This is a genomic window from Streptomyces abikoensis, from assembly GCF_014648775.1.
Lineage (GTDB): Bacteria > Actinomycetota > Actinomycetes > Streptomycetales > Streptomycetaceae > Streptomyces > Streptomyces abikoensis.
The window spans coordinates 467,742-481,682 of record NZ_BMRT01000004.1 but is presented as its reverse complement, the minus strand read 5'-3'; the positions used below and the strand labels follow the sequence as shown (position 1 = coordinate 481,682).

Here is a 13,941-nt window from a genome sequence, read left to right as displayed (position 1 = left end):
CGGCACCCCTGAGGGCATGTACCCTACGTGTCGCACCGACGGGGTGTGGCGCAGCTTGGTAGCGCGTCCGCTTTGGGAGCGGAAGGTCGTCGGTTCGAATCCGGCCACCCCGACCAGCAAGATCACATTGTGGGGCCCCTCGTGCGTGCGGTTACTATGCAAGCTGCGCGTCTGTGTGTCTCTGAACCGGGCGCGGTCCGCCGATCAGCAACATCCGCCGATCGGCAGAATCCCAGAAGTCAGCCCCAAGGAGACCGAACCGTGAAGAGCGCCGTGGAGACCCTGAACCCGACTCGGGTTCGGCTCACTGTCGAGGTGCCCTTCGAGGAGCTCAAGCCCAGCCTCGACGCGGCGTACAAGAAGATCAACCAGCAGGTCACGGTGAAGGGCTTCCGCCAGGGCAAGATCCCGGCCCGTGTCATCGACCAGCGCTTCGGCCGTGGCGCCGTGCTGGAGGAGGCCGTCAACGACGCGCTGCCGAAGTTCTACACGGAGGCCGTCAACGAGGCCGAGCTGAACCCGCTGGGTCAGCCCGATGTCGACATCACCGAGCTGAAGGACGGCGAGCTGCTCTCCTTCACCGCCGAGGTCGACATCCGCCCGGCCCTCGAGATCCCGGACTACTCCGGCATCGAGGTCACCGTCGACGCCGTCGAGGTCACCGACGAGGACGTCGAGAAGTCCGTCGAGCAGCTGCGTGAGCGCTTCGCGACCACCTCCCCGGTCGAGCGCGCCGCCGCCGAGGGCGACATCGTCACCGTCGACCTGGAGGCCAAGGTCGACGGCGAGGTGCTGGAGGACGGCGTCGCGGCCGACGTCGACTACACCATCGGTTCCGGCCAGCTCCTCGACGGCATCGACGACGCCGTGACGGGCCTGGAGGCCGGTGGCTCCGCCACCTTCACCTCCGAGCTCAAGGGCGGCTCCGCCGAGGGCAAGGAGGCCGAGATCTCGGTCACCGTCAAGGCCGTCAAGGCCCGTGAACTGCCCGCCCTGGACGACGAGTTCGCCCAGCTGGCGAGCGAGTTCGACACCCTGGACGAGCTCAAGGCCGACAGCCGCAAGCGCCTCGAGCGCATGAAGAAGTTCGACCAGGCCACCCAGGCCCAGGAGAAGGTCCTGGACGAGCTGCTGAAGCTCGTCGAGGTCCCGATGCCCGAGAAGCTGCTCGCGGACGAGGTCAACACCCGCAAGCACAACCTCGAGCACCACCAGCTCGGCCAGATCGGCATGACCCTCGAGAAGTACCTCGAGATGCAGGGCAAGACGGCCGAGGAGTTCGAGGCCGAGCTCAAGGAGCAGTCCGAGAAGGGCATCAAGACCCAGTTCGTGCTCGACGAGATCGTCAACAAGGAGAAGGTCTCCGTCGGTCAGGACGAGCTCACCGAGCACCTGATGCGCCGCGCCCAGTCCTCCGGCATGGCCCCCGACCAGTTCGCGCAGGCCGTCGTCGAGCAGGGCCAGGTCCCGATGCTCGTCGGTGAGGTCGCCCGCGGCAAGGCCCTCGCGACGGTCGTCGAGGCCGCCACGGTCAAGGACTCCGCCGGCGAGGTCGTGAACCTCGAGGACGACGAGGACGAGGTCGAGGCCGCCACCGAGACGGTCGAGGCCGCCGAGGGCACCGAGGCCTGAGCCTCACCCCTCCCCGGCCGGGTCGCCCGGCCTTCCCCCTGACGGACCCGTACGACCCCGTACGGAGCCGCCCGGGGGAGCTCGCAGGAGCGTTTGACGACGGGCCCGGACGCGCCGGTCCCCGCCATTCGGCGGGACCGCGCGACCGGGCCCGTCGCGCACCCCCGGACAGGCTGTGCGCGGCCTGTGCACGGCCCTTTCGCACGGGGGGAACCTGCGCTCAGAGCGAACAGTTCCTGATGCGGGATGGCGCCTGCCGACCAGCGCGTTAGGGTCCGTAGATACGAGGGCAGGGGAGACATGGCAGCGCGCCGGCGCGTACCGGCCACGCCACCCCGGTCCCCAGAGAAGACGCGGAGACGGCCCGTTGCCGTCAGAGACGAGCAGGTGGATACGTGACGAATCTGATGCCTTCCGCCGCCGGTGAGATCGCCATCGGTGGTGGCCTCGGCGACCAGGTCTACAACCGGCTGCTCGGGGAGCGGATCATCTTCCTCGGCCAGCAGGTCGACGACGACATCGCCAACAAGATCACCGCGCAGATGCTCCTCCTGGCCGCGGACCCGACCAAGGACATCTTCCTCTACATCAACAGCCCCGGTGGCTCGGTGACGGCGGGCATGGCGGTCTACGACACCATGCAGTACATCCCGAACGACGTGGTCACCATCGGCATGGGCCTCGCGGCCTCCATGGGCCAGTTCCTGCTGACCGGTGGCACCCCGGGCAAGCGCTTCGCGCTGCCCAACACCGACATCCTCATGCACCAGGGCTCCGCGGGCCTCGGCGGCACCGCCTCGGACATCAAGATCCAGGCCGAGCAGCTGCTGCGCACCAAGAAGCGCATGGCCGAGATCACCGCCGCGCACACCGGTCAGACCGTGGAGGCGATCATCCGCGACGGCGACCGCGACCGCTGGTTCACGGCGGAGGAGGCCAAGGAGTACGGGATCATCGACGAGATCATCACGCACGCCTCCGGCGTTCCGGGCGGCGGCGGCACCGGGGCCTGACCGCCCCGGCAGCAGGACCGCCCGCCGGCCGTACCCAGCCCACATCGCCACCAGGAGTGACACCCGCATGAACATCTCGTCCCCCAGCGGCCTCTACACCGGCCCCCAGGCCGAGGCCCGTTACGTCGTTCCGCGCTTCGTCGAGCGCACCTCGCAGGGCGTGCGCGAGTACGACCCGTACGCGAAGCTCTTCGAGGAGCGCGTGATCTTCCTCGGCGTCCAGATCGACGACGCCTCCGCCAACGACGTCATGGCGCAGCTGCTGTGCCTGGAGTCGATGGACCCCGACCGTGACATCTCGATCTACATCAACAGCCCCGGTGGCTCGTTCACGGCCCTCACGGCCATCTACGACACGATGCAGTTCGTGAAGCCGGACATCCAGACGGTCTGCATGGGCCAGGCCGCGTCCGCCGCCGCGATCCTCCTCGCCGCCGGTACCCCCGGCAAGCGCATGGCGCTGCCCAACGCCCGGGTGCTGATCCACCAGCCGTCCAGCCAGACGGGCCGCGAGCAGCTCTCCGACCTGGAGATCGCCGCCAAGGAGATCATGCGGATGCGCACCCAGCTGGAGGAGATGCTGGCCAAGCACTCCACCCAGCCGATCGAGAAGATCCGCGACGACATCGAGCGCGACAAGATCCTCACCGCTGAGGACGCGCTCGCGTACGGTCTGGTCGACCAGATCGTCTCGACGCGCAAGTCGTCCGTGACCGTCTGACCGCACCACTCGGTCCGACCGGTCCCAGCCACCACCGCGCCGCCGACGACGGGCTCTCCCTTGGCCGAGTAGGTCCAAGGGGGGCCCGCGCGGGGGGCCCGGCAAGGTACCGTCGATAGGCAAGCACTCGGGTTCGCAGAGCAAGGCGGATCCCAGGCGAAGGGGAAGCACCTCGTGGCACGCATCGGTGACGGCGGCGATCTGCTCAAGTGCTCGTTCTGCGGCAAGAGCCAGAAGCAGGTGAAGAAGCTCATCGCGGGTCCTGGTGTGTACATCTGCGACGAGTGCATCGACCTCTGCAACGAGATCATCGAGGAAGAGCTCGCGGAGACCAGCGAGGTGCGCTGGGAGGAGCTTCCCAAGCCCCGTGAGATCTACGAGTTCCTCGAGGGCTACGTCGTCGGCCAGGAGGCCGCCAAGAAGGCCCTCTCCGTCGCCGTCTACAACCACTACAAGCGGGTCCAGGCCGGCGAGAACGGCGCGCACAACCGCGACGACGGCATCGAACTGGCCAAGTCCAACATCCTGCTGCTCGGCCCCACGGGCTCCGGCAAGACGCTGCTCGCCCAGACCCTGGCCCGCATGCTCAACGTCCCCTTCGCCATCGCCGACGCCACGGCCCTGACGGAGGCCGGCTATGTCGGCGAGGACGTCGAGAACATCCTGCTGAAGCTGATCCAGGCCGCCGACTACGACGTCAAGAAGGCCGAGACCGGCATCATCTACATCGATGAGATCGACAAGGTCGCCCGAAAGAGCGAAAATCCGTCGATCACACGGGATGTGTCGGGCGAGGGCGTCCAGCAGGCCCTGCTGAAGATCCTCGAGGGCACCACGGCCTCCGTCCCGCCCCAGGGCGGCCGCAAGCACCCCCACCAGGAATTCATCCAGATCGACACGACGAACGTCCTGTTCATCGTGGGCGGCGCCTTCTCCGGCCTCGAGAAGATCATCGAGTCCCGCGCGGGCGCGAAGGGCATCGGCTTCGGCGCCACGATCCGCTCCAAGCGCGAGATCGAGGCCAGCGACCAGTTCCAGGAGGTCATGCCGGAGGACCTGGTGAAGTTCGGGATGATCCCGGAGTTCATCGGCCGCCTCCCGGTCATCACCAGCGTCCACAACCTGGACCGCGAGGCTCTCCTCAAGATCCTCGTCGAGCCGCGCAACGCCCTGGTGAAGCAGTACCAGCGCCTCTTCGAACTCGACGGCGTCGAGCTCGACTTCGACCGCCCGGCCCTGGAGGCCATCGCCGACCAGGCGATCCTGCGGGGCACGGGGGCGCGCGGTCTGCGCGCCATCATGGAAGAGGTCCTGATGTCGGTGATGTACGAGGTCCCGTCGCGCAAGGACGTCGCCCGGGTCGTCATCACGGCGGACGTGGTCCAGTCGAACGTCAACCCGACCCTGGTACCGCGCACGCGCGGCAACGAGCCGGGGGAACGGCACGAGAAGAGCGCGTAGGTCCTCGCGGAGTACGTAACTGAGGGGGCGCCCGGCCGGCCGGCGGGGCGCCCCCTCTGGTGCTGTCTGGACTTTAGATCTCGTCGTTGAAGATGTCTTCGGCCTTCGAGACGGTGAAGGCGCGGTCCAGCCAGTCCGCCAGGATGTCCATGTAGGTGCAGGACGTGACGCGTTCCTGGACCTCGTCCGGTGTGGGGATTCCACGCTTCTCCAGGACGTGCAGCACCATCTGCGCACGTTCTTCGACTCGTCCCTCGGCTCGTCCCTTGGCCTCGCCTTCCAGGAACGTCTTCTCGATGAGGGTGCCGCGTCCGGGGAAGTAGGTGCGGGGCATGAGGTTCCTCCAGATGTCTCCTGCCGGGGTTTCGCCCAGGCCGATTTCCAACAGTTCCGCGTAGTAAGCGATGGACTCCTCGTCGGCCGTCGCCAGGCCTCGTGCCAGCGCCTCCAGTATGGCCGGAGCTTCCTGACCGCGGGCGTGAGTGATAGCCGAGAACGTCGCCAGCGCCAGGTTTCGGGCGGCCCGGTCCGGGTCGGTGATGACGGGCACGTTCTCGGGCCCAAGGACCAAAGGTTGCACGGTCAGCGCGGTCCAGCCTTCGGGACCGAGCCGGAAGGGGCCAGCCGCCCAGTTGGCTGTCGGCTTGTCGTGGCAGACCACGAGTAGGAGCGCGGGGCAGGCATACTTCGCCATCAGAAAAGACAGGTAGTACGCCCAGCTGACGGCCTTGACCGGGTCGCGGCGTCCCTGTGCCTCGATCGCGAGGAGGAAGCCGCTGGTGCCATCGGGCGGTTCGATGCGCAGCACGCTGTCCACGCGCCGCTCCAGCGGTCTGATCTCGGTGGCATCCGCCGTGAGTACCTCTACCGACGCCTTCGCCGGAAACGGCACGTCCAGGATCCGGAACACGGGCGCGAGCAGCTCCGGACAGTCCTGGAAGATCCGGTGCGCCGCCTCATGGTGTGAAGTGACCATGGCCCGAAAGTAGGAGCGGGAACGCCTGTGCTTCCGACTATTGGCGCACGATCACTCGTTCGGGCGGTCTTATGTGGTGATTTCCGCTGGCGCAACGCAACGGCCGCCGCGATGCCGGGTGGGCATGCGCGGCGGCCGTGGGGTGAGCGGGCCGCTGGAGGGTTACTTCTCCTTGCGGACCTGGTTGCGGATCTTGGCGGTCGCGTCGGAGAGCTCCTGGGCGGACATGACGTTGCCGGTGGCTGCGGTGGCACCGCCGTAGGGGCTGCTGCTCTTCGAGATCTGGTGCTGGACGATGCCCACCGCGCTCTTGTCGCCCCAGACGCAGGAGGAGGTCTCGGCCTCGGAGGAGATGCTGCCGTAGGAGCTGGTGGTCTTCTGCGTCCGGCACTTCAGCACCGCACCGTCGAAGCCGCTCGGCGAGAAGTCCGTCCAGGGCGTGGTCGTCTCGATCTTGGCGTTGAGCTTCGACGCGAGCTGGGACTGCTGTTCGTCCGACTGGGCGATCAGTGCGTCGACGGTCTTCTTGGGGTCGGCGATCGTGCCGTAGGTGCCGCCAACCGACAGCGCCTGCTTCTCCGGGTTCGTGTACGCCTTGCTCACCGACGTGCCGTTCTCGATGCCCGCGGCCTTGGCCTTTTCGTTGTCGGCGAGGCTCTTCGGCTGGTTCTGTGCGCCCGCCGGCGTCGGGGCCTCGACGAACTTGCCGTCCAGCAAGGAGACCGGCAGGTCCATCGTGTACGGCTTCACATCGCCGTCACCGTTACCGCCGCCGCCGTTCAGGAAGAGCACGCCGCCCACGATCGCGCCCACGACGACCAGCACGCCCACCGTGATGCCGATCGCCTTGCCCGCGCCGCCGCCGCTCGGCTGGGGCGGGTAGCCGCCCGGCATGCCCGGCTGCTGGCCCCAGCCCTGGGGCTGGGGGGCCGGGGGCTGGCCCCAGCCGGCCTGCTGGGGCGGGGCGCCGTAGGGCGTGCCCGGCGGCGGGGGCGGGGGCGGCGGGGCGCCGTAGGGGGCGGGGGGCTGCTGGGGGTAGCCGTAGCCGGGCTGGCCGGGGGCGCCGCCCTGGCCGTACGGGTTGGGCGGCGGCTGCTGGCCGTACGGGCCCGGCTGGGGGTAGCTCATCAGTTCCTCTTCGACGCAGTTCTCTCACGCGACACGCGACAGCTCTGCGCCATCTTTCCCGATGGCTTATTCCGGCTTTACCTCGGCCCCGCAACGGTTTCGGAACAAGTCCCGTGTGTGCTACTGCGAGACGGACGTGCGGGCGTGAGCCTCTGCGGGCTGCCCGACCAGGTGAGCTCGGTCGTGTACACGGCGTGCACCCGCTGCCCGTTCGTCACCCCGAGCAGGAGCGTCGCCCGGCTCAGCTGGTCCTCGGCAACGTCCTTGTCCTTGTCCTCCCCGGGGTCGACGGCGTTGTGGCAGACGGGATCGCCGTCGGACGGGTCGCGGAGTTGCGGTCGGCGCTGTCGCAGCCTGCCAGCGCCGGCCCCGCCAGTGCCAGCAGGGACGCCCCCGCCAGCGCCCCGGACCGCACGCGACGGCTCGTCACTTCGTCAGCTCCACCCGCGTGTCCTTGCGCACCTTCGACGTCAGCTCCGCCGCCTCCGCCAGGGGGACCTTCTTCCCCGCCAGGACCGCCGCCGTGTCCAGGCTGAACACCGCTTCCGTCGTGCTGTGGTCGGCCCAGACGCACATCTGCATCGTGATGGGCTTGCCGCCCGGGGCGGTGGTGCCGACGAGGTGGGTGTGCTGGCACTTCATCACCGCGCCGTCGTCCAGCCCGGAGGGGGTGACGCGTTCCGCGGTGCCCTCGAGTTCCATGCGGCCCTCGCCGTCGCCGTCGTCCCTCTTGAGCGCGGCGCCCAGCGACGCGAACATGCCGTCCACGACGCGTTCCGGGGTCTTGATGCGGCCCCAGGCGCCGGTGAAGCGGAGCTTCTTCTGCGTCGGCCCCGGGCTGCCCGTCTCGTACGCGCCCGAGATGGTCTCGGGGTCGGCGACGCCCATGTGGCGGAGGTCGGCCTTCTCGTCCGAGCCCAGTACCGGCAGGTCCGCGCCGGTCTCCTTGCGGTACTCGCCGGCCAGGATCGTGTCGGGGGTGACGAGCTTGTGGCGCGGGCCCGCCTCCGTGACCGGACCCCCGCCGCCCTTGGCGCCCCCTCCGCCCCCGGTGCCGCCGCCCCCGTGGCCGCCCGACATCAGCACGAAGCCGCCCACGACGATCGCGCCGACCAGGATCACCGCGCCCAGCGCGATGCCGATGGCCTTGCCCTTGTTGCTGTTGTGCGGGGGGAGGGGCGGCGGGTACGGAATCGGCATGCCGGGCTGTTGTCCGTAGGGCCCCGGGTGGCCGTACGGGCCCGGCTGGCCGTACGGGTGAGCCTGCGGGTGCGGATAGCCGTAGGCGCCGGCGCCGTATGGGTTCGCGGACGGTGCCTGCGGATAGCCATAGCCGGGCTGGCCGTAGGGGGCGGGCGGCGGCTGCTGGCCGTACGGGCCCGGCTGGGGGTGGCTCATCGTCGTTCTCGGCTCTCTCACGTGCAGGGGGCCTGGGTCAGGTGCACGTCATCTTTGTCGATCGCTTATTCGAGCCGTGCGGCGGGGCGGAAACGGGTTCGTGAGCTGTCGGCCCCTCCCCGTAGAATTCGGTCCGTGACCGAGAACACTCAGCAGACACCAGACAGCGTCCCCGAACTGCCGACCCAGTACGCGCCGGCCGAGGTAGAGGGGCCGCTGTACGAGCGCTGGGTAGAGCGGGGCTACTTCGAGGCCGACGCCAAGAGCGACAAAGAGCCGTACACCATCGTCATCCCCCCGCCGAACGTCACGGGCTCCCTCCACCTGGGCCACGCCTTCGAGCACACGCTGATCGACGCCCTCACCCGCCGCAAGCGCATGCAGGGCTTCGAGGTCCTGTGGCAGCCCGGCATGGACCACGCCGGCATCGCCACGCAGAACGTGGTCGAGCGCGAGCTGGCCAAGGAGGGCAAGTCCCGCCACGACCTCGGCCGCGAGGCGTTCGTCGAGCGCGTCTGGCAGTGGAAGGCCAAGTCCGGCGGTCAGATCTCCGGGCAGATGCGTCGCCTGGGCGATGGTGTCGCCTGGTCCCGCGAGCGCTTCACCATGGACGAGGGCCTCTCCAAGGCCGTCCAGACGATCTTCAAGAAGCTCTACGACGACGAGCTGATCTACCGCGCCGAGCGCATCATCAACTGGTGCCCGCGCTGTCTGACCGCCATCTCCGACATCGAGGTGGAGTACCAGGACGACGAGGGCGAGCTCGTCTCCATCCGGTACGGCTCCGGGGACTCGGAGATCGTCGTCGCCACGACCCGCGCCGAGACGATGCTCGGCGACACCGCCGTGGCCGTCCACCCCGAGGACGAGCGCTACAAGCACCTCGTCGGCACCGAGATCGAGCTGCCGCTGACCGGCCGCCGCATCCCGGTCGTCGCCGACGAGCACGTCGACCCCGAGTTCGGCACGGGTGCCGTCAAGGTCACCCCCGCCCACGACCCGAACGACTTCGAGATCGGGCGCCGCCACGACCTGCCGTCGATCACCGTTCTCGACGAGCACGGCGTGATCACCACCCACGGCCCCTTCCTCGGTCTGGACCGCTTCGAGGCCCGCTCCGCGATCGTCGGCGCCCTGCGCGCCGAGGGCCGGATCGTCGCCGAGAAGCGCCCGTACACCCACTCCGTGGGCCACTGCTCGCGCTGCAAGACGACGCTGGAGCCGCGTCAGTCCATGCAGTGGTGGGTGAAGACCGCCCCGCTGGCCAAGGCCGCCGCCGACGCCGTCCGTGACGGCCAGGTCAAGATCCACCCGCAGGAGATGGAGAAGCGGTACTTCGACTGGGTGGACAACCTCCACGACTGGTGCATCTCGCGTCAGCTGTGGTGGGGCCACCGCATCCCGGTCTGGTACGGCCCGGACGGCGAGATGGTCTGCGTCGGCCCGGACGAGCAGCCGCCCGCCGGCGAGGGCTGGCACCAGGAGACCGACGTCCTCGACACCTGGTTCTCCTCCGGCCTGTGGCCGTTCTCCACGCTCGGCTGGCCCGAGAAGACCGACAGCGTCGCGAAGTTCTACCCGAACTCCGTCCTCGTCACCGGCTACGACATCCTCTTCTTCTGGGTCGTCCGGATGATGATGTTCGGCCTGTACGCGATGGACGGCACCCCGCCGTTCCACACCATCGCCCTCCACGGCATGGTCCGCGACCAGTTCGGCAAGAAGATGTCGAAGTCCTTCGGCAACGCGGTCAACCCGCTGGACTGGATGGACAAGTACGGCTCCGACGCCGTCCGCTTCACCCTCGCGCGCGGTGCCAACCCCGGCGTCGACGTGCCGATCGGCGAGGACTGGGTCCAGGGCTCGCGGAACTTCGCCAACAAGATCTGGAACGCCACGCGCTTCGCGATGATGAACGGCGCGACGGTCGAGGGCGAGCTGCCGCCGGTGGAGCAGATGTCGGCCACCGACCGCTGGATCATGTCGCGCCTCAACGCGACGGTCGCCGAGGTCGACGCCTACTACGACGACTACCAGTTCGCGAAGCTGTCCGACGCCCTCTTCCACTTCGCGTGGGACGAGGTCTTCGACTGGTACGTCGAGCTGTCGAAGACGACCTTCATGGCGGGTGGCGAGCAGGCCAAGGTCTCCGCGCGCGTGCTCGGCGAGGTCCTCGACGTCACCCTCAAGCTCCTCCACCCGGTCGTGCCCTTCGTCACCGAGACGCTGTGGACCACGCTCACGGGCAAGGAGTCGGTCGTCGTCGCCGACTGGCCGAAGGACAGCGGTTTCCGTGACGCCGCCGCCGAGGCCGAGATCGAGAACCTCCAGCAGGTGATCACCGAGGTCCGCCGCTTCCGTGCCGACCAGGGCCTCCAGCCCGGCCAGCGCGTCCCGGCGAAGCTCGACCTGTCGGGCACGACGCTCGCCGCCCACGAGGGCGCGATCCGTCAGCTGCTGCGCCTCCAGCCCGCCGAGGACGGCTTCCACGCCACCGCGACCCTCCCGGTCGCCGGTGCCACGGTCGCCCTCGACCTGTCCGGCACGATCGACGTCGAGGCCGAGCGCAAGCGCCTGGCCAAGGCGCTGGCCGCGGCCGAGAAGGAGAAGGCGCAGGCCACGGCCAAGCTGGGCAACGAGGCCTTCCTGGCCAAGGCCGCCGAGGTCGCCGTGGAGAAGATCCGTACGCGCCTGGCGACGGCCGAGGCCGACATCGAGCGGATCAGCGCGCAGCTCGCGGCGCTCCCGGGCGCCTGAGCCGACCGGTAGCCGATACGACGATGCCGGGTCGCCCCCCAGTGGGGGTGACCCGGCATCGGCCGTTTTCCGGGGATCAGCGCTCCGTCACCGGTCGCGCCTCCCACGGCCTCGTCCGGCCCGGGTCCCACATCGGCCCCCACGGCCCCGCCACGGGTTCCTCCTCCACCCGGTCGAGGGATCTGTGCTGGTTCCGGTCCCGGCGGTCCCGCACCGGGGCGAAGAGCACGTACGCCGTGGACACCACCACGAAGCCCAGCCGGATCAGTCCCTTGAGCGACTCGTCGGGCACCAGGAACACGCTGCCGTAGAGCACGAGCAGCGCGATCCAGCTCCACCACGGCACCAGCCGCCGCTGGCCGCACACGTCCCACAGCAGGGTCCCGAGCAGCACGGACGCCGTGTAGTAGGTGTAGACGCTGGGGTCGAGGACGATCCGGGCGTTGGCGCCCAGCAGGACGACGGCCGCCCAGCGGCCGCGCCACACCGCGATCGCGCCCAGGCCGAGGCCGAGCGCCGCCTGGGCGGGGCGGGCCCAGTCGGGGGTCTGCGGGGTGTTGCCGCCCAGCCAGCGCAGCGCGGACGCCGGGTTGTTGGGGATGGTGAACTTCGCGGCGGCGAAGGAGTCCGGGGCGACGAGGAAGAACGGCAGCCAGGCGACGGCCACCAGGCCCACGCACCACAGCCCCGCCCGCAGCCACCGCTCCTTGGGCAGCGCCAGCAGCAGCGGCAGGAAGGCCACCGCCGTGGGCTTGGAGTCCAGGGCGAGGGCCATGCAGATGCCGGTGGCCGCCGCGTCGCAGCGCGTCAGATAGCGGACGGCGAGCGCGGTGAAGAACAGGGCGAGGACGTCGTCCAGGTGCGCGAAGCGGACCGAGACCTCGATCCACATGGGGATGAAGGCCAGGCCCGCGATGAGGACCCGCTGCCGCAGCCGCTGGTGGTTGGTGCCGGTGCCCAGGAGGTGCCGGGCGGCGCTGCGGCCGGCCAGGACCAGGATCACCAGGCCCAGCAGGGACATCAGCGCCTCGGCCAGCACCTGGCCGACCATGGCCGGGAAGGGGTTGAACAGGCCGGCCACCAGGAAGCTGATGGGGCCCATCTGGAGCTCGGGGTGGCGTGCGTAGAGGTTGAGGCCGCCGTCGCCGGAGGAGCCCCCGTCGTAGATCAGCTCACCGCCGGTGCGCAGGTAGTGCCAGGAGAAGCCGCCGCTGGGCTCCACGACGATGAACCAGAGCACTGCCCACCCGGTGAGCAGCAGCAAATGCGTTCTGTTGCTGAGTTGTGGTGTGCGCACAACGCTCCGTTCCGCCACCCGGAACCGTTCCGGGCATAAATATCACCGGCGGTCAGATGGCGGAACGGAGCGGAAGGTTGCCTCGTCGGTCGGTTCTGTGACCGAACTCATGGTTTCACTTGGGACTTGCGACGCGGCTCAGGCCTCGATGGCCACCGGCCCGGAGGTGGTGCTCTCGGCGTTGCGGCGGGTCTTGGCCCAGCCGTTGCGGCCGCGCAGCATCCGGACGAAGCCCCGGGCGGACGCCGGGAAGAGATGGTAGGCGTACACCCACAGCGCCAGGCCCCACAGCAGGGCGGTCAGCAGCGAGCGGTCGTCGGCGCGGTCCCGGCGGTACACCGGGCCCCACAGGACGAACGGGGTCACGGAGACCACGGCCAGGGCGATCACCAGCGGCCACAGGGCCAGCATGCCGCCGAACGCCTCGCCCACGCCGTCCTCGGCGGCGGTGATGCCCAGCAGGGTGAACATGACCGCGCACAGCGCGAGGGTGACCAGGTGGGCGACGGGCTGGAGGAAGGTGTACAGGGTCTCCAGGACGCCCTTGCCGCCGTAGTGGCGGGAGGAGACGATGCGCGGCGCGTAGCGGACGCACTGGAGGTTGCCCTGGGCCCAGCGGGTGCGCTGGGTGAGGAACCGGCGGCCGTGGGGGAGGCCCTCCTGGGAGACCCAGGTGTCGGCTATGTGGGATATCCGGTCACCGTTGAGGATCATGTGGAGGCCCAGCTCGTAGTCCTCCAGCAGCGCGCCGCGCTGCCAGGGGCGGCGCTCGGCGGCGGCGATGCGGTCCAGGGAGGCGAGGCGGGTGAACTGGCCGTTGCCGCCCAGGCCGACGGAGCCGGTGCGGCCGCGCAGCAGCTGCATGCCGGCGTTGGAGACGGAGAACTCCATGTCCTGCATGCGCACCAGCAGCCGGGCGAAGGCGTTGGCGGCCCGGCCGCGGTCGGGCAGCGGGCGCGGGTCCTCGGTGTTGCGCATCCGGACGCTGACCTGGACGCCGCCGGTCTCGGGGTCGCCGAAGCCCTGGGGGCCGCTGACGCGGGCGAGGGCGTGCGGGTCGAGCTGGCCGTCGGCGTCGATGACGCACACGACGACGCGCTCGCGGTCGGTGTCCTTGGACAGGAACTGGTTCAGCTCGTCGTACGCGGCGTTGAGCGCGGCGCCCTTGCCCTGGCGGGCGTTGGGGCGGCGCCGGCTGACGAGGTGGACCCGGCGGTCCTCGTCGGCGAGGGCGGCGACGATGGCGCCGGTGCGGTCCTCGCTGTCGTCGTCGATGACCCAGACGTGTGCGCCCGGGTGGTCGGCGCGCAGCCGCGTGACGGTGGTGCCGACGACGGCCTCCTCGTCACGGCAGGGGACGAAGAAGTGCCAGTCGAACGCGCCGGGGTCGCCGTTCTCGACGGCGGGGCGGCGGGTGTACGCGTGGCGGGCGCCGGCCCAGTAGAGCAGGAAGCAGAGGAGGAGGAAGAAGGGGAAGAGGAGGAGGAAGGGGCTGGAGAACATGCGGGGGGTACAGCTCCGGGCGTCGAGGGCGTCGGGTGCGTCGAGGTGGGGGCGG

The 13,941-nt window shown here is 69.7% G+C and carries 10 protein-coding genes and 1 tRNA gene; 6 read left to right on the top strand and 5 right to left on the bottom strand.

Annotated features, from left to right (window positions below):
* Nucleotides 1-39 precede the first annotated feature (39 nt).
* The 5 genes from IE096_RS16445 to clpX all read left to right on the top strand — a co-directional run bounded on the left by IE096_RS16445 (nt 40) and on the right by clpX (nt 4,827).
* A tRNA-Pro gene (locus IE096_RS16445) sits at nt 40-116 on the top strand.
* 145 nt (nt 117-261) lie between these two features.
* Nucleotides 262-1,632, top strand: a complete 1,371-nt coding sequence (tig, locus tag IE096_RS16440; RefSeq protein WP_189452321.1) for a trigger factor — start codon at nt 262-264, stop codon at nt 1,630-1,632.
* Between the two features lie 407 nt (nt 1,633-2,039).
* Nucleotides 2,040-2,645: an ATP-dependent Clp protease proteolytic subunit gene (locus IE096_RS16435; RefSeq protein ID WP_126917990.1), complete on the top strand. Its 606-nt coding sequence runs from the start codon at nt 2,040-2,042 to the stop codon at nt 2,643-2,645.
* A 67-nt stretch (nt 2,646-2,712) separates the two neighbouring features.
* On the top strand, nt 2,713-3,366 hold the full coding sequence (locus IE096_RS16430) for an ATP-dependent Clp protease proteolytic subunit (protein WP_071963375.1): 654 nt from the start codon (nt 2,713-2,715) through the stop codon (nt 3,364-3,366).
* Nucleotides 3,367-3,540: 174 nt separating this feature from the next.
* Entirely contained in the window at nt 3,541-4,827 is a 1,287-nt protein-coding gene (gene clpX, locus IE096_RS16425; RefSeq protein WP_126914137.1) for an ATP-dependent Clp protease ATP-binding subunit ClpX, read from the top strand.
* A gap of 73 nt (nt 4,828-4,900) precedes the next feature.
* Here clpX and IE096_RS16420 read toward each other — a convergent pair whose 3' ends face one another.
* The 3 genes from IE096_RS16420 to IE096_RS16410 form a co-directional block, all read right to left on the bottom strand.
* Nucleotides 4,901-5,803: an RpnC/YadD family protein gene (locus tag IE096_RS16420; protein ID WP_189452319.1), complete on the bottom strand. Its 903-nt coding sequence runs from the start codon at nt 5,801-5,803 to the stop codon at nt 4,901-4,903.
* 162 nt (nt 5,804-5,965) lie between these two features.
* Nucleotides 5,966-6,931, bottom strand: a complete 966-nt coding sequence (locus IE096_RS16415; RefSeq protein ID WP_189452317.1) for a hypothetical protein — start codon at nt 6,929-6,931, stop codon at nt 5,966-5,968.
* Nucleotides 6,932-7,357: 426 nt separating this feature from the next.
* The gene (locus tag IE096_RS16410) at nt 7,358-8,329 is read right to left on the bottom strand and encodes a hypothetical protein (protein ID WP_189452315.1); all 972 of its coding nucleotides are present in this window, start codon (nt 8,327-8,329) and stop codon (nt 7,358-7,360) included.
* Nucleotides 8,330-8,464: 135 nt separating this feature from the next.
* On the opposite strand from IE096_RS16410, the gene IE096_RS16405 reads away from it, so the two are divergent.
* Entirely contained in the window at nt 8,465-11,086 is a 2,622-nt protein-coding gene (locus IE096_RS16405; protein ID WP_189452313.1) for a valine--tRNA ligase, read from the top strand.
* Between the two features lie 76 nt (nt 11,087-11,162).
* Here the strand turns inward: IE096_RS16405 and IE096_RS16400 are convergent, their stop codons facing one another.
* Nucleotides 11,163-12,383, bottom strand: coding sequence for a hypothetical protein (locus tag IE096_RS16400; RefSeq protein ID WP_189452311.1), 1,221 nt, complete (start codon nt 12,381-12,383; stop codon nt 11,163-11,165).
* Between the two features lie 138 nt (nt 12,384-12,521).
* A complete protein-coding gene (locus IE096_RS16395) occupies nt 12,522-13,886 on the bottom strand; it encodes an XrtP-associated glycosyltransferase (protein WP_189452309.1) in 1,365 nt (454 codons plus the stop codon).
* Between the last annotated feature and the right edge of the window lie 55 nt (nt 13,887-13,941).